We start from the raw sequence: 19,692 nt of genomic DNA, 5'->3' as shown, positions 1-19,692 counted from the left end.
GCTGACGATCGCGCGCAGCCAGTCGGGCAGCGGCAGCGCCTTCTGCTTCGGAAAGTCGACCCACATCGTGGTCGCGCCGCCGGCCGCGCAAACCACGTCGGGCGCGTCCGTCCGGGCCATGGTGGCCCAGCTCTCGAAGGTGGTGCGGCCCGGGTCGCTCACGTACATCCTGACCCGCACATCGCCCGGGTATTCGAGCTGCTTGTAGAAGTTGCAGAAGGCGTTGACGATCACCACGCCCTGGCCATCCGGCGCGGGCTCGGCGCCCAGCGAGTGGAACCAGTCGATGCGCGCCGTCTCGAGGTAACGGAAGTAGCTGGCGTTGTTCAAGTGGCCCATCGCGTCCATGTCGCCCCAGCGGATCGGGATCGTCATTTCGTAGACGAGTTTCTTGATTTCGGGAATTTCGATTCTCATCGGTGTGCCTTGATGGATGCGAGGATGCCGAGGACGAACAGCAGCGCGGCCATCAGCTCGACAGCATGCGGCCAGCGCCCGTCCCACAGAAAAGAATAAAGCAAAGCGAACAAGGTCTCGCTCACGATCAGCTGGCCGCACAAGCTCGCGGAGAGCCGCTGGCTCGCGACGTTCCAGAGCACGGTCGCCAGCCACGAAGACCCGAGGCCGCCGGCCAGCGCAAGCAGCACGAACAGCGTGCCCTCGGGTTGCGCGCGCAGCGTCGCGACATCGGAGCCGGCCACGAGCCACAGCAGGAAGGCGCCGAGGCCGGTGGCGATGCCGAGCCAGTTGGTCCAGTCCGCTGCATGCACCTCGGGATGGCGCTTGAGCCAGGCGGCGTTGAGCAGGCCGAATGCCGTCCAGCTCGCCATCGCGAGCAGCGCCAGCACCAGGCCCCAGCCGAAATGCGTGCCGCTTGCCTCGCCCTGCGGCCAGGCGCCCGCGACCATCAGCCCGATGCCGGCCGCGGTGAGCGCCAGCCCCGGCAACAAGGCCTGCACGCGCAAACCGGCCGGACGGCCCAGCAGCATCATCCAGACCGGGATGGTGCCGATGATCAGGCTCGGGACCTCGGTGCCGGCGGCCACGATCGAAAAAGCCAGCAGCAAGTAGTAGCCGGTGAAGCCGAGTCCGCTGAGGCCGAGCACCGTGAGCGCCTGGCGCGCGCCGGGCCAGCGCCGCTCGGGCGGCCGCCACCAGACCGCCAGCCCCGCGACCGCGCCGAAGACCACGAAGCGCGCGGCCGTGATGTCCACCATGCCGAAGTGCCCCACCATGCGCGGCGCGACGAACACCAGCCCCCAGAGCGCACCCGCGGCCAGACCGGCCGCAATGCCGATCAACGCGCGCGGACTCAGAGCGCGAATCCGTCGTCCGCCGCGATCACCGCGCCGTTGACGAAATGGCTCTGCCCGCTGGCGAGCAGCACGATCAGCCCGTCCAGGTCTTCGGGCTTGCCCAGGCGCTTGCGCGGCAGCATGCCCACCAGCTTCTGGCCGTCGTCGGAAGCGAAGTGCTCCTCGTTGAGGTCGGTCGTGATGTAGCCCGGGCACAGGGCGTTGACGTTGATGCCGAAGCGGCCCCACTCGAGCGCCATCGCCTTGGTCATCTGCACCACCGCAGCCTTGCTCATGCAGTAGACGCCGATCTTCGGCAGCACCTTCAAGGCCGCCACCGAAGCGATGTTGATGATGCGCCCGCCGATATAGGTGCCGGGCGCCGCCCCCCTGGCGCGCGCCAGCATGCGCTTGGCCGTTTCCTGCGCCACGAAGAATGCCCCCTTGACGTTGGCGTCGAAGATGAAGTCGTAGTCTTCGGCCTTCACCTCTTCGAGGCGCTGCGTGGTGCTCACGCCCGAGTTGTTGACCAGGATGTCGATCGGCCCGACCTCGGTCTCGGCGCGCGCCACCGCGGCCTTGATGCTGTCGATGCTGGTCACGTCGAGCTCGACCACGTGGGCATCGCCACCCTCGCCCTCGATGCGCGCGCGCAGCTCCTTGAGTTTGTCGGTGTGGCGGCTCGCGAGCACCACCGCGGCGCCGGCGCGCGCCAGCGTCTTGGCGAACTGCGCGCCGAGGCCGCTCGACGCACCCGTGACGAAGGCCACGCGGCCCGAAAGATCGATGCTGTAAGCCATGGGGAAAAGTCCTGTTGGAGTCGCCGATGCGACGGGCCTAGAGCCGCTCTGGGCGCCGCATAAAATGACCCGGCCCCTTCGCGGTGCCTCGCACCTTCAAAATCATTATCGACGACGAGACCCCACATGACGCACGACGAAATACTCGCCCAGTTCGGACCCCGCGAAGCCATGGAATACGACGTGGTCGTGGTCGGGGCAGGCCCTGCCGGGCTCGCGACCGCGATCCACCTGAAGCAGCTGGCCGCCTCGCACCACAAGGAGATCTCGGTCGTGGTGCTCGAGAAGGGCTCAGAGCCGGGCGCCCACATCCTGTCGGGCGCGATAATGGATCCTCGTGCGCTGTACGAACTCCTGCCCGACTGGGAGGAGCTCGGCGCGCCGCTCAACCAGCCGGTCACGCAGGACACCTTCCTGATGCTCTCCGAGACCGGCGCGACGCGCACGCCCAACTTCCTGCTGCCGAAGAACTTCCACAACGAAGGCAACTACATCGTGAGCCTGGGCAACGTGGTGCGCTGGCTCGCGCAGCAGGCCGAGGGCATGGGCGTCGAGATCTTCGCGGGCTTTCCGGCGGCCGAAGTGCTCTACACCGATGACGGCAAGGTGCGCGGCGTCGCCACCGGCAACCTGGGCGTAGGCAAGGACGGCGAACCGACCGAGAACTTCCAGCTCGGCATGGAGCTCCACGCCAAGTACACGGTATTCGCCGAAGGCTCGCGCGGCCACCTGGGCCGCCAGCTGATCGCCAAGTACAAGCTCGATGCCGGCAAGGACCCGCAGAGCTACGGCATCGGCATCAAGGAGCTGTGGGAGATCGATCCCGCGCGCCACGAGCCCGGCCTGGCCGTGCACACCGCGGGCTGGCCGCTGTCGCCGGACACCTACGGCGGCTCCTTCGTCTACCACGCAGAGAACAACCAGCTGATCATCGGCTACGTGGTCGGTCTCGACTACCAGAACCCGCACATGAGCCCTTTCGAGGAGTTCCAGCGTTTCAAGACCCACCCCAACATCCGCTGGTACTTCGAAGGCCAGGACAAGGGGCTGAAGGCGCCCAAGCGCCTGAGCTACGGTGCTCGCGCCATCACCGCGGGCGGCCTGCTCTCGCTGCCCAAGACGGTGTTCCCGGGCGGCGTGCTGGTCGGCTGCGACGCCGGCTACCTGAACGCGAGCCGCATCAAGGGCAGCCATGCCGCGATCAAGACCGGCATGCTCGCGGCCGAAGCCGCCTACGACGCGCTGATGGCCGGCCGCCAGCACGACGAGCTCACGGCCTACCCGGTTGCCTTCGAGAAGAGCTGGCTGCACAAGGAACTCTACAAGGCGCGCAATTTCAAGCAATGGTTCAAGAGGGGCCTGACGGTGGGCACGCTGATGACCGGCATCGAGCAGTACGTGCTGCGCGGCCATATCCCCTGGACCATCCACCGCCACCAGGCCGACCACGAGCGCCTCAAGAAGGCCGCGGCCTGCAAGAAGATCGCCTATCCCAAGCCGGACGGCAAGCTGACCTTCGACCGGCTCTCCTCGGTATTCATCAGCAACACCAACCACGAAGAGAACCAGCCCGCGCACCTGACGCTGAAGAACGCGGCGGTGCCCACCGAGATCAATCTGGCCGAGTACGACGGCCCCGAGGCTCGCTATTGCCCGGCGGGGGTCTACGAGTTCGTGCCGGGCGAAGGCGGCAAGCAGCGCCTGCAGATCAACGCGCAGAACTGCGTGCACTGCAAGACCTGCGACATCAAGGACCCGACGCAGAACATCGTCTGGGTCACGCCCGAGGGCGGCGGCGGGCCGAACTACGTGGGGATGTAGCGCGTCTCCAGCACGTCTGGGATTTCCCTCTCCCTCCTTCTCTTTCTCTTTCTTGGCCGTTGATTTGTACGTTGCGCTTGGTTTGAGGCCGGAGCCGGGATTTCGCCCCGGCGGGCGACTCACTTTCTTTTGCTTCGCCAAAAGAAAGTAACCAAAGAAAAGGCGACCCCACCGTGCGTGTCCCTCCACTTCGTTCCGGGCAACCTCCGGTGCTCGCTTCAGGCGGGGTCCGCGCAAACTCGCCTTCGGCTCAAACACGCGCGGCCCTTTATCCGCCTGAAGCTGCGCTCCTCGGCACGCCCAGAGGGGATTGAACAAGGACGCGCCATGGCGCGTCCTTGTGGTTTGGGTGGTCGGTATTGGCTGTTCGACCGGCCGAGCGAAGCGACGGCCCGAGCCACTCCCCTCTGGCTGCGCCGAGGAGCGCAGCTTTTCGCGGATCAGGGCTCGCGATTGTCTGAGCCGAAGGCGAGTTCGAGCGAGACCCCGCGAAAAGCGAGCACCGCAGGTTGCCCGGAACGAAGTGGAGGGTCGCAGACAGTGGGGTCGCCTTTTCTTTGGTTACTTTCTTTTGGCGACGCAAAAGAAAGTGAGTCGCCCGCCGGGGCGAACTCCCGGCTCCAGCCTCAAACCAAACGCAGCGCTCAAATCAAAGGCCCAAGAGCCCTCACCCCAACCCTCTCCCAGAGGGAGAGGGAGAGGGAGAGGGAGCAACAGCACCTTCGTCCGTGAAAATCCCGACGCTGTGAAGCTGCACATTGATGCATAGTCATAGGTTAACCAAACAGGAGACCCCCTCATGAAGTTGAACCGACTGGCCGCAGGCCTGGTCCTCGGCCTCGGTATGGCCTGCGCCGCCTTCGCGCAGACAGCCATGAAGATCAGCATTTCGACCACGCAGAACTCGCACCAGGGCGTCGCCATCGACACCTTCGCGAAGGAAGTCGCGGCGCGCACCAATGGTCGCTACAAGATCGAGACCTTCTACAACGGCTCGCTCGGCGGCGAGCGCGAATCGATCGAGGCGGTGCAGCTCGGCACGCAGGAGCTCGCCTTCTCCTCCACCGGCCCGGTGCCCAACTTCGTGCCCGAGGCCAAGATCCTCGACGTCCCCTTCCTGTTCCGCGACAAGGCGCACGCGCGCGCCGTGCTCGACGGACCGATCGGCCAGGAGCTCTTGACCAAGTTCGACGCCAAGGGCTTCAAGGCGCTGGCCTGGGCCGAGAACGGCTTCCGGCACATGACCAACAGCAAGCGCGACGTGAAGGGCCCCGAGGACCTCAAGGGCCTGAAGATGCGCACGATGGAGAACCCGGTGCACATCGCGGCCTACAAGGGCCTGGGCATCATCACCACGCCGATGGCCTTCCCCGAAGTGTTCACGGCGCTGCAGCAGGGCACGGTCGACGGCCAGGAGAACCCGCTGCCGGTGATCATGTCGGCGAAGTTCTCGCAGGTGCAGAAGCACCTCACGCTGACCGGCCACGTCTATTCGCCCTGCATCTTCCTGATGAACAAGGCGTCTTTCGACAAGCTCAGCGCGGCCGACAAGACCGCCTTCCTCGAGGCCGCCAAGGTGGCGGCGAAGGCCAACCGCGACCGCGTCGACCAGGACGACGCCAACGGCGTGAAGGAGCTGCGCGCCCAGGGCATGACCGTGATCGAGAACGTCGACAAGACCAGGTTCGTCAGCATGCTGGCTCCCGTCAACGCCGACTTCGAGAAGCAGTTCGGCAAGGCCAACCTCGACAAGATCCGCAACTTCAAGTAACGCGACCTGCCGCGATGCCGTCGCGGCGGCAGACGCCCGCACAGCCTGGGCTGGCGGGCGTTTTTGTTGACCCCTTCCCTGCATCCATGAAAACAGCCATCCTTCAACTCGATCGCTGGACCACGTCGCTGGCCCTGGCGATCGCCTGCCTCATGCTGGTGATCGCCTCCGCGCTCGGCGTGTTCCAGATCGTCACCCGCTTCGTGCTCGAGCAGCCGGCCGAATGGTCCGAGATCCTGATCCGCATCAGCCTGATCTGGATGGTGTTCATGGGCATCCCCACCGCCTTCCGCCAGGGCGCGATGGTCAGCGTGGACGTGCTGTACCGCTGGAGCCCGCCGAAGGTGCGGCGCGTGCTCGACTGGGTTGTGTGCCTCGCGGCGCTGACGCTGATTGCGGTCATCATCTGGTGGGGCTGGGACTATGCGCAACGCGGCAGCGTGCAATCGATGGCCGGTCTGGAATCGGTCTCGATGTTCTGGGCCTATGTGGCGATGCCGGTGGGCGGCCTGTTCTGCGTGATCGGCATCGTTGCGAATCTCCTCGACCCGCAGCGGCATGAGCTGGAGACTGCGCAATGAGCGCCGCTCGGCCGCCCGAAGGCGCGAAGGCCCCCTTGGGGGGCAGCGCAGTACACGAAGTGACAAGCGTGGGGGGTCCTATGAGCGCCGCTCGGCCGCCCGAAGGCACGAAGGCCCCCTTGGGGGGCAGCGCAGTACACGAAGTGACAAGCGTGGGGGTCCTATGAGCGCAGTCATGGTCACCACCATGGTGGTGTGCTTCGCGCTCACCATCTCCGTGGCGGTCTCGATCGGCCTGGCCTCCGTGGTGGGCATCCAGGCCTCGAACGCCCACATGCTGATCTCCGTCAAGGAGATGTTCAACGCGATCAACAAGTTTCCGCTCGCGGCCATTCCCTTCTTCATCCTGGCCGGCAACCTGATGGAAACCGGCGGCATTTCGCGCCGGCTGGTGGACTTCGCCAAGAGCCTGGTCGGCGGCGTGCAGGGCGGCCTGCCGATGACCTGCGTGCTCACTTGCATGATCTTCGCCGCGGTCTCGGGTTCCTCGGTGGCCACTACCTTCGCCATCGGCGCGATCCTGATCCCGGCCCTGATCAAGCACGGCTACCCCACGGGCTATGCGGCGGCGCTGCAGGCCACCAGCGCCGAGCTGGGCGTGATCATCCCGCCCTCGATCCCGCTGATCCTCTACGGCGTCAGCGCCGAGGTGTCGATCGGCGAGCTGTTCATCGCCGGCTTGGGTCCCGGCATCCTGATCAGCCTCGCGCTGATGGCCTTCGTCTACATCTATTGCAAGATCAAGGGCCTGGGCAAGAACGACGGCGATGGCCGCCTCGGCGTCGGCATCGCGACCTGGCGCGCCGGCTGGGCGCTGTTGATGCCGGTCATCATCCTGGGCGGCATCTATGGCGGCATCTTCACGCCCACCGAGGCCTCGGCCGTGGCGGTGCTGTACGCGCTCGTGGTCGGCATGCTGATCTACCGCGAGATCAAGCCGGCGCAGCTCTACGCGGTGCTGCGCAAGTCGGTGATCTCCTCGTCGGTGATCATGTTCATCATCGCCAATGCCGGCTTGTTCGCCTTCCTGATCACGCGCGCCGGCGTGCCCGAGGCGATCGGCCACTGGCTCGAAGGCGTGCTGCAGTCGCCGGCGATGTTCCTCCTGGGCATCAACGCAGCGCTGTTCGTGATCGGCATGTTCATCGAAACCAGCGCCGCGATCATCGTGCTGGCACCGATCCTCGCACCGGTGGCGATGCACTTCGGCATCGACCCGGTGCATTTCGGGCTGGTGATGGTGGTCAACCTTGCGCTCGGCATGATCACGCCGCCCTTCGGCGTCAACCTGTTCGCGGCCTGCACGGTGGCGCGCATCTCGCTGGACCGCATCGTCAAGGACCTGGTGCCCTTCGTGCTCGTGATCCTGGCCTGCCTGATGGTCATCACCTACGTGCCCAGCATCTCGCTGGCGCTGCGCGATCTCGTTTACGCGAAGTAGTTCACGCTCGCCGCCCTGTTTTCACGGGGACGTCATGCGGCTGGCCGATGCTGCGGCGCTCGACTCTGAACGCCACTGCATCCCATGTTCCTCCTCAAGACCGACAAGGCCCGCCAAGAACTCCAGCCGGGCGGCCGCCGCACGCTGGGCCAGCGCGAGCGCGCACTGCTGCTGATGGCCGACGGCCAGCGCTCGGTGACCGACTTCGGCCAGCTCTTCGGCAGCCGCGACGAAGCCGGCCGCGTGGCGCTGCACCTGGTGCAGGAGGGCTATCTGCATCGTTCGCAGCCCGCTGCGCCGGCGGTGCAGGCGGCGCCTGCGCACGAAGCGAGCCCTCTTGAGCCGCCGGTCGCGGCCGATGTCTTCGACGGCAAGCGTTCGCTGGCCACCACGCGGATGTTCCTGTTCGACCTGTGCGAGCGCATGTTCGTCCGGCGCGATCCGGTCCTGGCCGGGCAGTTCCGCGAGATCCTGCGCCAGGCGCGCGACCGCGACTCGATGCTGACCGCCGCCGCCGAGATGCTCGGCGAAATCGAGAAGATCGCGGGCGCCGAACGCGCCGAATCGATCCGCGAACGCATCGACCGGCTGCTGCCGCCCGAGTTGATGCACTGAAAGCGGGCGCGACGGCCGTCCTGGCCGCGCCGGCTGCAACTCGGCGTCTCGGCTGACAAGACGAGGAGGGATACTCGTCGCCTCGCGCCCCTCCGGCGCCCCGACCCTCCCTTCTTTTTTCTGTCAACAGGTATGACGAACTACGGTTTTGTTCATCTGGAGTACGGAGGTCAGCATCGCGATCATTCGCTCCAGGTGCTGACCAAGCTGCGACGGCAGCTGGCCGACGGGAGCAATCGCTTCGTTCTTGCGATCGTGGACAACGCCAGGTCCGCGGGCGGCGAAGCCTTGCGCGATACGGAATTCGAAGACAGCTTCCTGATCGCTGGCGACAACTCCAACCGCGAGTTCACAGGCTGGGACAGAGGGATTGCAGCCCTCCTCGCGCGCAGCGGCGAGCCCGACGCCTGGATCTTCTCGAACGACACCATCGCCCGCACCCATGCCTGGAGCGAAGGCCGGGTCGCCGGATTCAGCAGCGAAATAAAGCGGCTGGGGGTGCACCCCGGGCCGTGGCTGTTCGGCGAGATCAACGACTTTCCGCGTTCGACCATGACGCCGCTGGGTCCGCTGCTCGAATGGGTTTCGACCTACTGCTTCGCGATGAACGCCAACCTGCGCCGCCAGCTCGGCACGCTCTCGCCTGGCAACGAACTGCTGGACTCGCTGGTCTACGACAGCTTCGAACCCGAGCGCCGTCTGTTTCGCGACAACGTCGACGAGGCCTATGTCGATTTCGTGTCAGCCTGGCTGATCAAGGACGAGAGCGACCCGTCCAGGCAGCGCAGGTTCAAGTGGGACCACGAGTGGCACAAGGCCAGTCCGTTCTCTGCCGAGAACTTCGACGACCTGCGCATGAAAGCGCGCTGCGTGCTCTCGGAGAGCATGCTCAGCGTGCGTGCCCGGCAACTGGGCGCCGACATCCGATCGCCCTACGACGCGCGCAACGCCCGGGCGCACATTCGCAGCTCGCTGCAGCTCGTCGCGGACAAGCTGTGGGAGAAGTTCCTGCTCAAGCGGCTGCGCCTGCAGCGCTCCTGAGCGCCGGCAGCGGGCGCATCCCTTACACTCGGACGGGTCAGGAGAGAGCCTCGAGAGCGCGGGGCCGCCGAAGGCGCAGGTCCCCTCGAAAAAGCGGGCCCGAACGCTCAGGCAAAAGGACTGACGAAGCGCCCGTTTCCGGGCGTTTCCTTGCTGGAGAGAGGCGGCGCATCGCGTTTGGTTCGCAGCGCCGTCCACCGAAGGAGCAAACCCCGATCGCGGGGCGAATCTCTCAGGTAAAGCGGACAGCAGGGGTGGCCCATGGCATAAGCGTCATGGAACTTGACTGCCCCTTTGGAGAGTGCCTTGGCCTCCGCACCCGACGATCTGCAAAAGACCCCGCTCTACGACTTGCACATGGCGCTCGGCGCCCGCATGGTGCCCTTCGCGGGCTATTCGATGCCGGTGCAGTACCCCGCGGGCCTGATGGCCGAGCACAAGCACACGCGCGAGGCCGCCGGCCTGTTCGACATTTCCCACATGGGCCAGCTGCGCCTCGTCGGCCCCGATGCCGCTGCCGCCTTCGAGAGCCTGATGCCGGTCGACGTGATCGGCCTGGCCCCCGGCAAGCAGCGCTACGGGCTGCTCCTGAACGACGAAGGCGGCATCCTCGACGACCTGATGTTCTTCAACGAAGGCCACGACTCGCTGTTCGTGATCGTCAACGGCGCCTGCAAAGCGGCCGACATCGCGCACGTGCAGGCGAAGATCGGCGCGCGCTGCCAGGTGCTGCCGATGCCCGGCCACGCCCTGCTGGCGCTGCAGGGCCCGCAGGCCGTGACCGCACTGGCGCGCCTCGCGCCCGGCATCGAGCGCTTCGTCTTCATGACCGGCGGAGCGGTGCAGATCGGCGGCATCGCCGCCTTCGCCACGCGCAGCGGCTACACCGGCGAAGACGGCTTCGAGATCTCGGTGCCCGCCAAGGATGCCGAGGCGCTCGCGCGGCTACTGCTTGCCCAGCCCGAGGTCAAACCCATCGGCCTGGGCGCGCGCAATTCGCTGCGGCTCGAAGCGGGGCTGTGCCTCTACGGAAACGACATCGACGAGACCACCACGCCGGTCGAGGCCTCGCTCAACTGGGCGATCCAGAAGGTGCGGCGCGCAGGCGGCGCGCGCGAAGGCGGCTTTCCGGGCGCGGCCAAGGTGCTGGCGCAACTCACGGCGGCGAATGGCGCCGCAGGCCACCTGGACCATCACACGCTCAAGCGCAAGCGTGTCGGCCTGGTGGCGCTGGAGCGCGTGCCGGTGCGCGACGGCAGCTTGCTCGAATCCTTCGAGGGCGTGCCCATCGGCCAGGTGACCAGCGGCCTGCTGGGCCCCACGGTCGACCGGCCGGTCGCAATGGCCTACGTCGCGCTCGCCTATGCAGAGCCCGGCACCCGCATCCAGGCCATCGTGCGCGGCAAGCCGGTGCCGATGGAGGTGAGCACCATGCCTTTCGTCCCCGCCCGCTACTACCGCGGCTGATATGAGTACTCCCCCAGGCTTCGCGCACTTCGTGTCGCTACGCCACCCCCTCGCCGGGGGCAACACCAGCGGCCCGGCGAAGCCGGTTCCGCGAAGGCTTGTTGCTCTCCCCCAGGCTTCGCGCACTTCGTGTCGCGCGCGCCTTCCCCCTCGCCGGGGGCAACACCAGCGGCCCGGCGAAGCCGGTTCCGCGGTGTTCCCCGAATCGATACGAACCGTCATCACTTTTTGTAGGAGCTTCTTCATGACCATCAAATACACCAGGGACCACGAGTGGGTCCAGGCCGCCGACGGCGCCATCGCGACCGTCGGCATCACGGTCCACGCGCAGGACGCGCTGGGCGACGTGGTTTTCGTCGACCTGCCGGAAGTCGGCAAGAGCTACAGCCAGGGCGACGTCGCCGGCGTGGTCGAGTCGGTCAAGGCCGCGGCCGACGTGTTCATGCCCATCACGGGCGAGATCACCGAAGTCAACGAGGCGCTGCGCGCCGACCCTTCGCTGGCCAACAGCGCGCCCGAAACCGAGGGCTGGTTCTTCAAGGTGAAGATCAGCGACGCCTCGCAGCTCGATGCCTTGCTCGACGCCACCACGTACCAGAAATTCGCCGACGAAAACTGAACCGAACACGCCAATGCCGAAGTCTTCCCTGCCCTCCCTCGGCGAACTCGAGAACGCCGAGGAATTCATCGCCCGCCACATCGGCATCGAGGCCGCCGACGAAGCGCGCATGCTCGCCGCCGTCGGCTCGACCACGCGCGCCGAGCTGATCGACGGCATCGTGCCGCCGGCCATCCGCCGCTCGAAGCCGATGCGCCTGCCCGCATCGGTGACCGAGGCCGACGCGCTGGCCGAGCTCAAGGCCATCGCGGCGAAGAACAAGGTGGCGAAGAGCTACATCGGCCAGGGCTACTACGGCACCCACACGCCCGGCGTGATCCTGCGCAATGTGCTCGAGAACCCGGCCTGGTACACCGCCTACACGCCCTACCAGGCCGAGATTTCGCAGGGCCGCATGGAGGCGTTGGTCAACTTCCAGACCATGGTGTGCGACCTCACCGGCATGGCCATCGCCAACGCGTCGATGCTCGACGAGGCCACCGCGGCCGCCGAGGCGATGACGCTCGCCAAGCGCAGCGTCAAGAGCAAGAGCAACGTGTTCCTGGTTTCGGGCGACTGCCACCCGCAGACCATCGAGGTCATCAGGACGCGCGCTGCGCCGCTGGGCATCGAGGTCAAGGTCAGCACCGTGTCCGAGACCCTGCCGCACCTGATGACCAGCGGCGATTTCTTCGGCGTGCTCGCGCAATACCCCTCGACCACCGGCCATGTGCACGACCTGCGCCCGCTCGCCGGCCATGCCCACGCGTGCGACGCCGCCTTCTGTGTCGCGGCCGACCTGCTGGCGCTCACGCTGCTGGCGCCGCCCGGCGAATGGGATGCCGACATCGTCTGCGGCACCACGCAGCGCTTCGGCATGCCGATGTGCAACGGCGGCCCGCACGCGGCCTACCTGGCCTGCCGCGACGAGTTCAAGCGCTCGCTGCCCGGCCGCCTGGTCGGCGTGAGCGTGGACACGCACGGCCAGCCGGCCTACCGGCTCGCGCTGCAGACGCGCGAACAGCACATCCGGCGCGAGAAGGCCACGTCGAATATCTGCACCGCGCAGGTGCTGCCCGCCGTGGTCGCGAGCATGTATGCGGTCTATCACGGGCCGGAAGGGCTCACCCGCATCGCGCAGCGCGTGGCCGCGCTCACCGCGGTGCTGGCGCAAGGCCTCGAACAGATGGGCCGCGAGCTGGTCAACGAAACCGCCTTCGACTCGCTCACCGTCAAGACCGGCGACGACACGCCGAAGATCCAGGAGCGCGCGCAGGCGGCGAGCATCAACCTGCGCCAGCGCCTGCAGCACCACCTGGGCATTTCGCTCGACGAGACCACGACGCGCGCCGACATCGAGACGCTGTGGGCGCTGTTCGTGCCGGCCGGCACGCCGATGCCGCGCTTCGACGAGCTCGCCGGCAGCATCACGCCGCGCATTCCCGAAGACCTGCGCCGCACCAGCGCCTTCCTCACGCATCCGGTGTTCAACACGCACAAGAGCGAGACCGCGATGCTGCGCTACATCCGCAGCCTCTCCGACAAGGACCTCGCGCTCGACCGCAGCATGATCCCGCTCGGCAGCTGCACCATGAAGCTCAACGCGACCAGCGAGATGATCCCGATCACCTGGCCCGAGTTCGCGAACATCCATCCCTTCGCGCCGGCCGATCAGCTGCAGGGCTACGCGCAGCTCGACGCCCAGCTGTGCGCCTGGCTCTGCGAGGCGACCGGCTATGCCGGCATCAGCCTGCAGCCCAATGCCGGCTCGCAAGGCGAGTACGCGGGCCTGCTCGCGATCAAGGCCTTCCATGAAGCCCAGGGCGAAGGGCACCGCAACATCTGCCTGATCCCCTCCTCCGCGCACGGCACCAATCCGGCGAGCGCGCAGATGGTCGGCATGCAGGTGGTGGTGACGGCCTGCGACGCGCAGGGCAACGTCGACATGGACGACCTGAAGCGCGCCTGCGAGAAGCACGGCGACAAGCTGGCCGCGGTGATGATCACTTACCCCAGCACGCACGGCGTGTTCGAAACGCGCGTCAAGGAACTTTGCGAGATCGTGCATGCGCACGGCGGCCGTGTCTACGTGGACGGCGCCAACATGAACGCGCTGGTCGGCGTGGCCGCGCCGGGCGAGTTCGGCGGCGACGTGAGCCACCTGAACCTGCACAAGACCTTCTGCATCCCGCACGGCGGCGGCGGCCCGGGCGTCGGGCCGGTGTGCGTGGTGGAGGACCTGGTGCCCTACCTGCCGGGGCATGCGACCGCGGGTGTCGCTTCCAACGGCGTCGGCGCCGTGTCGGCGGCGCCGCTGGGCAATGCCGCGGTGCTGCCGATCAGCTGGATGTACTGCCGCATGATGGGAGCCGTGGGCCTGAAGGCCGCCACCGAGATCGCGATCCTGAGCGCCAACTACATCAGCTCCCGGCTCAAGGAGCACTACCCCACGCTCTATGCGAGCCCCAACGGCCACGTGGCGCACGAATGCATTCTCGATCTGCGCCCGCTCAAGGACTCGAGCGGCGTGACGGCGGAAGACGTGGCCAAGCGGCTGATCGACTACGGCTTCCACGCGCCGACGCTGAGCTTCCCGGTGCCCGGCACGCTGATGGTGGAGCCGACCGAGAGCGAGCCGCTGGCCGAGCTCGACCGCTTCATCGACGCGATGATCGCGATCCGCGGCGAGATCCGCCGCATCGAGGAAGGCGTCTGGCCGAAGGACGACAACCCGCTCAAGCATGCGCCGCACACCGCGGCCAGCCTGCTCGTGAGCGAATGGACGCATCCCTACTCGCGCGAGCTCGGCGCCTTTCCGCTCGCCACGCTCAAGGAGGCCAAGTACTGGCCGCCGATCGGCCGCGTCGACAACGTCTACGGCGACCGCAACCTGTTCTGCAGCTGCGTGCCGGTGGGCGAGTACGCCTGAAGAGGCCCGCGGCGCGCCCGGCGAATAGGCTTCGGCCTACGGCCCGGGCCTGGAGCGCTTCCTATCATCGGCGCTCCCATGCAATCCAACTGGCCGCAAACCCTCTGGATCGTGCGCCACGGTCAGAGCGCTGGCAATCTGGCGCGCGACGCCGCGGAAGCCGGCGGGCTGGCGCTGATCGACCTGGCCTGGCGCGACATCGACGTGCCGCTGTCGGAGCTCGGCGTGGCGCAGTCCGTCGCACTGGGCGACTGGTTCGCGAAGCTGCCGGCCGGCGAGCAGCCCGAGGTGATCTTGTGTTCGACCTACCTGCGTGCCCGCGAGACCGCACGCCTCGTCGCCGAGGGCAGCAGGCTGTCCGACACCGTGGCCAAGCTGCGTGTGGACGAGCGCCTGCGCGAGAAGGAATTCGGCATCCTCGACCGCCTGACCAAGCTCGGCATCCGGCAGAAGCATCCCGAGCTCAACGAACAGCGCGTGCACGTGGGCAAGTTCTACTTCCGCCCGCCCGGCGGCGAAAGCTGGTGCGACGTGATCCTCAGGCTGCGCAGCCTGCTCGAGATGGTGACGCGCGAATACGCGGACCGGCGCGTGCTGGTGGTGGCGCACCAGGTCACCGTCAACTGCATGCGCTACCTGCTCGAACAGATGGACGAGCAGAAGATCCTCGAGATCGACCGCCAGGGCGACGTGCCCAACTGCGCCGTCACCTCCTACCGCGCCGAGCGGCGGCAGGACGAAGACGCCGTCATGCGGCTCGACCTCGTGAACTTCCTCGCACCGCTGCGCGAGGCTGCGACGCCGGTGACCAGCGCGCCCGACCAGCCTGCCGCGCCCAAGCCCTGAGCGCCCTGTCCGCGCCATGGCCCCCTCTCGTGCCACAGCCCTGACCGAGGCCACCCTGGCGCGCTGGCCGCTGCCCCACCCGGGCAACGATGCCGACAAGGAAAGCCGCGGGCGCGTGCTGGTGGTCGCGGGCAGCGGCGAGACGCCCGGCGCCGCCCTGCTCGCCGGCACCGCCGCACTGCGCACCGGCGCCGGCAAGCTCACCATCGCCGCGCCGCGCTGCATTGCGCAGGGCCTGGCGCTGGCGATTCCCGAATCGCGCGTGATCGCTTTGCCGGAAACGCGCGGCGGCGGCTTCGATGCGCGCGGCTGCGAGGCGCTGGCACCGCTGGCCGAAAGCACGTCCGCCGTGGTGCTCGGTCCGGGCATGCGCGACGAGAAGCGCAGCGCGGCCTTCGTGCGCCGGCTGCTTGCGCTGTTTCGCGACAGCGCGATCGTGATCGACGCGGTCGCGATGGCGGTGGTGCGCGACGGCGCCTTCGACCAGCCGGTGCTGCTGACGCCGCACGCCGGCGAGATGGCCCACCTGAGCGGCTTGGCAAAGGACGCGGTTGTCGAGGACCCGCTCCTCGTGGCGCGCGAAGCCGCCCGGCGCTGGAACGCCTGCATCGTGCAGAAAGGCGCCACCACCTTCATCGTGCAGCCCGACGGCCGCGCCTGGCGCTTCGACGGCGGTTCGCCGGGCCTTGCGACCTCCGGCTCCGGCGACATGCTGGCCGGCCTGATCGGCGGCTTCGCGGCTCGCGGCCTGCCGCTGGTGCGGGCCGCCGGCTGGGGCGTGCTGATGCATGCGCGCGCCGGCGACGCACTGGCCGGCCGCTTCGGCCCCTTGGGCTATCTCGCGCGCGAACTGGCGGCGGAGGTGCCGGCACTGATCGAGTCGATCGGCCAACGCTGAGCGGACAGTGAGAAACAAATATTTACAACCAGGCTGCCGGAAGATGTCGATCCGGGCTGCGCTGCTTCGACGTCCTGACAGAGCCGACGAAAAAGCTCGACCCCGACTCAACCTTTTTTTCAGGAGAACGACATGCGATTCATGGTCATTGTGAAAGCGAACAAGGATTCGGAAGCCGGCGTGATGCCGACCCAGCAGATGCTCACCGAAATGGGCAAGTACAACGAAGAGCTCGTGAAGGCCGGCGTGATGCTCGCCGGCGAGGGCCTCCAGCCGAGCTCGAAAGGCGCGCGGGTGCGGTTCGAAGGCAAGCAGCGCACGGTGATCGACGGGCCCTTCAGCGAAACCAAGGAGCTGATTGCCGGCTTCTGGCTGTGGCAAGTGCGCTCGAAGGACGAAGCGATCGAATGGCTCAAGCGCGCACCCTTCACCGACAACGAAGAGCTCGAGCTGCGCCAGGTCTTCGAGATGGAGGACTTCGGCGCCGAGTTCACGCCGGAGCTGCGCGAGCAGGAAAAGCGCGTGATGGCCGAAGCGGAAAAGAACCGCAAGTCCTCCTGAGGAGACCCGCGATGAAATTCGTGGTCATTCGCAAAGCCGATCCGGATACCGAAGCCGGCATGATGCCGACCGAGCAGCTGGTCACCGACATGCTCAAGTACAACGAGGAGATGATCAAGGCCGGCGTGATGCTCGACGGCATGGGCCTGCAGCCCAGCGCCAAGGGTGCGCGCGTCAAGTTCAGCAACGGCAAGCCGGCGGTGATCGACGGCCCCTTTGCCGAGGCCAAGGAGCTGGTCGCCGGCTTCAGCCTGATGCAGGTGAAGTCGCGCGAGGAGGCGATCGAGTGGGTCAAGCGCTGGCCGCCGATCGACGGCGGCGGCAACGTCGAGATCGAGATCCGGCAGGTCTATGAGGCCGAGGACTTCGGCGCCGAGTTCACGCCCGAGATGCGCAAGCACGAAGAGTGGCTGCGCGAAGCGGCCGGGAAGCGCGCTTCGGGCGGAAGCTGACGCGGTCTCGACGCTATATCCTTGCGGCTCCTCGACAAGGACTGCATCGGATGAGATATGTGATCCTGCGCAAAGCCGGCCCGCACAGCGAGGCCGGCCTTTTTCCTCCTCTTTCCCCTGCGTCCGGCATCGTGCTGCACCAAAGCACCGAGCTGCAGCCCAGCGCCGCCGGCGTGCGCATCAGCTTCGCGGATGAAGGGCCGCGGCAGGCCCCGGGGCCGTTCACCGAATCGACCCAAGTGGTCGCCGGCCTCGCCATCGTGGAGGCCGACTCGCGCCAGGCTGCGGTCGACTGGCTGCGCGACGCGCCAGTCGGCGATGCCGAAGCCGAGTTCGAGATCCGCGAGACCGGCTGCGCAGGCGGGCTGCCTGGGGTCGATCCCTCGGTCGCCGCGACCAAGCCGCGCTTCCTGATCCTGCTGAAGGCCGATGCGGACACCGAAGCCGAGGCGCCCAGCGACCCGGTGCGGCTGGCGGCCATGGCGCGGCGCAACGACGAAGGCGTGAAGGCCGGCCTGCTGCTGGCTGGCGACGGACTGCGCTCGACCGCCAGCAGCACACGCGTCAAGTTCGCAGGCGGAAGGTCGAACGTGATGGACGGGCCTTTCGCGGAAGCGAAGGAACTGGTCGCGGGCTTCTGGCTGATCCAGGCCGATTCGCTGGACGAGGCGATCGCCTGGGTCCATCGCTATCCCTATGCGCAGGCACGGCCCGAGGTCGAGATTCGCCCGGTGGCACAGCCATGACGCGGCGCTGAAGAAGAATTCCTGAAGGTCTTGTCGATTCCGGCGTCCGTGCTTCGACGTTCAAGAGAGAGCCACGCAACCCGGCTCTTCTACCCCAACCGCAAGGAGACTGACATGCGATTCATGATGCTGATGATCCCCAAGGGCTACGAGAGCGCGCCGCCCGGCACCATGCCCGATGCCAAGGCCGTCGAGGCGATGATGAAATACAACAAGGCGCTGAAGGACGCCGGCGTGCTGATCACGCTCGACGGCCTGCGCCCGCCCTCCGAGGGCGCCCGCGTCAGCTTCCCCGCCGGCAAGCCCAAGGTGACGGACGGCCCCTTCGCCGAGGCCAAGGAAGTGCTGGGCGGCTACTGGATGATCGATGTGAAGTCGCAGGAAGAGGCGATCGCCTGGGCCTCGCGCTGTCCGGCGTCGGAGAACGAGACCATCGAGATCCGCCAGGTGCAGGAGATGGAGGACTTCCCGCCCGATGTGCAGAAGGCCGCCAAGGGCTTCACCGAGATGCAGAAGCGTTGAGACGACTCCCGTGACGACCGACGCCGACATTCACCGCACCATCAACGCCGTCTGGCGCATCGAGTCTGCAAAGATCATCGGCGCGCTCGCACGCATGGTGCGCGATGTCGGCGTGGCCGAGGAGCTGGCACAGGACGCGCTGGTCGCCGCGCTGGAGCAATGGCCGCGCGAGGGCGTGCCGGACAACCCCGCCGCGTGGCTCATGCAGTCTTCCAAGCACCGCGCGCTCGACCTGCTGCGCCGGCGCAAGCTGCATGCGAGCAAGGAGGGCGAGATCAGCCGCGAGATCGACGCGCAGCACGAAATGGCGGCGGCCGACTTCGCCGACGCGGTCGATGCCGCGCTCGACGACGACGTGGGCGACGACCTGCTGCGCCTGGTGTTCACCGCCTGCCATCCGGTGCTCTCGCCCGAGGCGCGCGTGGCGCTGACCCTGCGCATGATCGGCGGCCTCACCACCGACGAGATCGCGCGCTCCTTCCTCGTGCCGGAGCCGACCATCGCGCAGCGCATCGTGCGCGCCAAGCGCACGCTGGCCGCCGCGCGCGTGCCCTTCGAGGCACCGCGTGCGGACGAACTCGCAGCGCGCCTCGCCTCGGTGCTGGAAGTGATCTACCTGGTGTTCAACGAAGGCTACTCGGCCACCGCCGGCGACGACTGGATGCGCCCCGCGCTGTGCGAGGAAGCGCTGCGCCTGGGCCGCATCCTGGCCGAGCTCGTTCCGGACGAACCGGAGGTGCACGGCCTGGTCGCGCTGATGGAAATCCAGGCCTCGCGCTCGGCCGCGCGCGTCGACGCCGAGGGCGAACCCGTGCTGCTGCTCGACCAGAACCGCGGGCGCTGGGACCAGCTGCTGATCCGCCGCGGCTTCGCGGCGCTGGCGCGGGCCGAGGCTCTGGGCGGCGCGCTCGGTCCCTATGCGCTGCAGGCCGCGATCGCCGCCTGCCACGCGCGCGCACGTACCGCGCAGGACACCGACTGGACGCGCATCGCCGCGCTCTACGAAGCGCTGTCGCAGCTCGCGCCCTCGCCGATCGTGGAGCTCAATCGCGCGGTCGCGCTGTCGATGGCCTTCGGACCGGCCGTGGGCCTGGAACTGGTCGATGCGCTGCGCGACGAGCCGCGGCTCCTGGGCTACCACCTGCTGCCGAGCGTGCGCGGCGACTTGCTCGCCAAGCTGGGCCGCAAGGCCGAGGCATGCGCCGAGTTCAAGCATGCGGCATCGCTCACGCGCAATGCGCGCGAGCGCAAGCTGCTCTTGATGCGAGCGCTGGCCTGCTCGGGCAGCCCTTCCTAGGACCTGTTATC

At 67.4% G+C, this 19,692-nt stretch carries 19 protein-coding genes and 2 riboswitches; of the genes, 16 read left to right on the top strand and 3 right to left on the bottom strand.

Features of this window, described 5'->3' with window-relative positions; all coding sequences use genetic code 11:
* The 3 genes from EJI01_RS09905 to EJI01_RS09895 all read right to left on the bottom strand — a co-directional run.
* Positions 1–417: acyl-CoA thioesterase (locus EJI01_RS09905; protein WP_148112362.1), on the bottom strand; the 417-nt coding region annotated here is incomplete at its 3' end.
* Positions 414–1,292, bottom strand: coding sequence for a DMT family transporter (locus EJI01_RS09900; protein WP_260602395.1), 879 nt, complete (start codon positions 1,290–1,292; stop codon positions 414–416). The genes EJI01_RS09900 and EJI01_RS09905, both read right to left, overlap by 4 nt.
* Before the next feature lie 20 nt (positions 1,293–1,312).
* The gene (locus EJI01_RS09895; RefSeq protein ID WP_126836932.1) at positions 1,313–2,095 is read right to left on the bottom strand and encodes an SDR family oxidoreductase; all 783 of its coding nucleotides are present in this window, start codon (positions 2,093–2,095) and stop codon (positions 1,313–1,315) included.
* A 126-nt stretch (positions 2,096–2,221) separates the two neighbouring features.
* Between EJI01_RS09895 and EJI01_RS09890 the strand changes: the two genes are divergently transcribed.
* The 16 genes from EJI01_RS09890 (at position 2,222) to EJI01_RS09805 (ending at position 19,681) form a co-directional block, all read left to right on the top strand.
* A complete protein-coding gene (locus tag EJI01_RS09890) occupies positions 2,222–3,916 on the top strand; it encodes an electron transfer flavoprotein-ubiquinone oxidoreductase (protein ID WP_126836931.1) in 1,695 nt (564 codons plus the stop codon).
* Between the two features lie 799 nt (positions 3,917–4,715).
* Complete coding sequence (locus tag EJI01_RS09875; RefSeq protein ID WP_126836929.1) at positions 4,716–5,687, top strand: TRAP transporter substrate-binding protein; 972 nt, start codon at positions 4,716–4,718, stop codon at positions 5,685–5,687.
* A gap of 86 nt (positions 5,688–5,773) precedes the next feature.
* The gene (locus EJI01_RS09870) at positions 5,774–6,268 is read left to right on the top strand and encodes a TRAP transporter small permease (protein ID WP_126836928.1); all 495 of its coding nucleotides are present in this window, start codon (positions 5,774–5,776) and stop codon (positions 6,266–6,268) included.
* 163 nt (positions 6,269–6,431) lie between these two features.
* A complete protein-coding gene (locus EJI01_RS09865; protein ID WP_126836927.1) occupies positions 6,432–7,709 on the top strand; it encodes a TRAP transporter large permease in 1,278 nt (425 codons plus the stop codon).
* Positions 7,710–7,793: 84 nt separating this feature from the next.
* Complete coding sequence (locus EJI01_RS09860; protein ID WP_126836926.1) at positions 7,794–8,324, top strand: hypothetical protein; 531 nt, start codon at positions 7,794–7,796, stop codon at positions 8,322–8,324.
* A gap of 132 nt (positions 8,325–8,456) precedes the next feature.
* Positions 8,457–9,365 carry a hypothetical protein gene (locus EJI01_RS09855; RefSeq protein ID WP_126836925.1) on the top strand — a complete coding sequence of 303 codons (909 nt, stop codon included), beginning with the start codon at positions 8,457–8,459 and terminating at the stop codon, positions 9,363–9,365.
* Positions 9,366–9,401: 36 nt separating this feature from the next.
* Positions 9,402–9,490, top strand: a riboswitch (glycine riboswitch).
* Positions 9,491–9,508: 18 nt separating this feature from the next.
* Positions 9,509–9,624, top strand: a riboswitch (glycine riboswitch).
* Between the two features lie 98 nt (positions 9,625–9,722).
* Complete coding sequence (gene gcvT / locus EJI01_RS09850; protein ID WP_260602393.1) at positions 9,723–10,832, top strand: glycine cleavage system aminomethyltransferase GcvT; 1,110 nt, start codon at positions 9,723–9,725, stop codon at positions 10,830–10,832.
* Between the two features lie 244 nt (positions 10,833–11,076).
* Positions 11,077–11,451, top strand: a complete 375-nt coding sequence (gene gcvH / locus EJI01_RS09845) for a glycine cleavage system protein GcvH (RefSeq protein ID WP_126836923.1) — start codon at positions 11,077–11,079, stop codon at positions 11,449–11,451.
* Between the two features lie 13 nt (positions 11,452–11,464).
* On the top strand, positions 11,465–14,359 hold the full coding sequence (gcvP, locus tag EJI01_RS09840) for an aminomethyl-transferring glycine dehydrogenase (protein ID WP_126836922.1): 2,895 nt from the start codon (positions 11,465–11,467) through the stop codon (positions 14,357–14,359).
* A gap of 78 nt (positions 14,360–14,437) precedes the next feature.
* Positions 14,438–15,205 (top strand): histidine phosphatase family protein, encoded by a 768-nt coding sequence (locus tag EJI01_RS09835; protein ID WP_126836921.1) that lies wholly within the window; start codon positions 14,438–14,440, stop codon positions 15,203–15,205.
* Positions 15,206–15,221: 16 nt separating this feature from the next.
* The gene (locus tag EJI01_RS09830; RefSeq protein ID WP_126836920.1) at positions 15,222–16,103 is read left to right on the top strand and encodes an NAD(P)H-hydrate dehydratase; all 882 of its coding nucleotides are present in this window, start codon (positions 15,222–15,224) and stop codon (positions 16,101–16,103) included.
* 132 nt (positions 16,104–16,235) lie between these two features.
* On the top strand, positions 16,236–16,664 hold the full coding sequence (locus EJI01_RS09825) for a YciI family protein (protein ID WP_126836919.1): 429 nt from the start codon (positions 16,236–16,238) through the stop codon (positions 16,662–16,664).
* 11 nt (positions 16,665–16,675) lie between these two features.
* The gene (locus tag EJI01_RS09820; RefSeq protein ID WP_126836918.1) at positions 16,676–17,116 is read left to right on the top strand and encodes a YciI family protein; all 441 of its coding nucleotides are present in this window, start codon (positions 16,676–16,678) and stop codon (positions 17,114–17,116) included.
* Positions 17,117–17,166: 50 nt separating this feature from the next.
* On the top strand, positions 17,167–17,862 hold the full coding sequence (locus tag EJI01_RS09815; RefSeq protein ID WP_126836917.1) for a YciI family protein: 696 nt from the start codon (positions 17,167–17,169) through the stop codon (positions 17,860–17,862).
* A gap of 114 nt (positions 17,863–17,976) precedes the next feature.
* Complete coding sequence (locus EJI01_RS09810; RefSeq protein ID WP_126836916.1) at positions 17,977–18,384, top strand: YciI family protein; 408 nt, start codon at positions 17,977–17,979, stop codon at positions 18,382–18,384.
* Between the two features lie 10 nt (positions 18,385–18,394).
* A complete protein-coding gene (locus EJI01_RS09805; RefSeq protein ID WP_260602386.1) occupies positions 18,395–19,681 on the top strand; it encodes an RNA polymerase sigma factor in 1,287 nt (428 codons plus the stop codon).
* Positions 19,682–19,692 lie beyond the last annotated feature (11 nt).

The organism is Variovorax sp. MHTC-1 (assembly GCF_003984645.1).
Taxonomy (GTDB): domain Bacteria; phylum Pseudomonadota; class Gammaproteobacteria; order Burkholderiales; family Burkholderiaceae_C; genus Variovorax.
This window is presented reverse-complemented; position numbering and strand designations above follow the sequence as displayed.

Bases quoted from the DNA above. Each gene is read 5' to 3' on its own strand.
- EJI01_RS09895 (WP_126836932.1), bottom strand. From the start codon at position 2,095: ATGGCTTACAGCATCGATCTTTCGGGCCGCGTGGCCTTCGTCACGGGT.
- EJI01_RS09890 (WP_126836931.1), top strand. From the start codon at position 2,222: ATGACGCACGACGAAATACTCGCCCAGTTCGGACCCCGCGAAGCCATG.
- EJI01_RS09875 (WP_126836929.1), top strand. From the start codon at position 4,716: ATGAAGTTGAACCGACTGGCCGCAGGCCTGGTCCTCGGCCTCGGTATG.
- EJI01_RS09870 (WP_126836928.1), top strand. From the start codon at position 5,774: ATGAAAACAGCCATCCTTCAACTCGATCGCTGGACCACGTCGCTGGCC.
- EJI01_RS09865 (WP_126836927.1), top strand. From the start codon at position 6,432: ATGAGCGCAGTCATGGTCACCACCATGGTGGTGTGCTTCGCGCTCACC.
- EJI01_RS09860 (WP_126836926.1), top strand. From the start codon at position 7,794: ATGTTCCTCCTCAAGACCGACAAGGCCCGCCAAGAACTCCAGCCGGGC.
- EJI01_RS09855 (WP_126836925.1), top strand. From the start codon at position 8,457: ATGACGAACTACGGTTTTGTTCATCTGGAGTACGGAGGTCAGCATCGC.
- gcvT (WP_260602393.1), top strand. From the start codon at position 9,723: ATGGCGCTCGGCGCCCGCATGGTGCCCTTCGCGGGCTATTCGATGCCG.
- gcvH (WP_126836923.1), top strand. From the start codon at position 11,077: ATGACCATCAAATACACCAGGGACCACGAGTGGGTCCAGGCCGCCGAC.
- gcvP (WP_126836922.1), top strand. From the start codon at position 11,465: ATGCCGAAGTCTTCCCTGCCCTCCCTCGGCGAACTCGAGAACGCCGAG.
- EJI01_RS09835 (WP_126836921.1), top strand. From the start codon at position 14,438: ATGCAATCCAACTGGCCGCAAACCCTCTGGATCGTGCGCCACGGTCAG.
- EJI01_RS09830 (WP_126836920.1), top strand. From the start codon at position 15,222: ATGGCCCCCTCTCGTGCCACAGCCCTGACCGAGGCCACCCTGGCGCGC.
- EJI01_RS09825 (WP_126836919.1), top strand. From the start codon at position 16,236: ATGCGATTCATGGTCATTGTGAAAGCGAACAAGGATTCGGAAGCCGGC.
- EJI01_RS09820 (WP_126836918.1), top strand. From the start codon at position 16,676: ATGAAATTCGTGGTCATTCGCAAAGCCGATCCGGATACCGAAGCCGGC.
- EJI01_RS09815 (WP_126836917.1), top strand. From the start codon at position 17,167: ATGAGATATGTGATCCTGCGCAAAGCCGGCCCGCACAGCGAGGCCGGC.
- EJI01_RS09810 (WP_126836916.1), top strand. From the start codon at position 17,977: ATGCGATTCATGATGCTGATGATCCCCAAGGGCTACGAGAGCGCGCCG.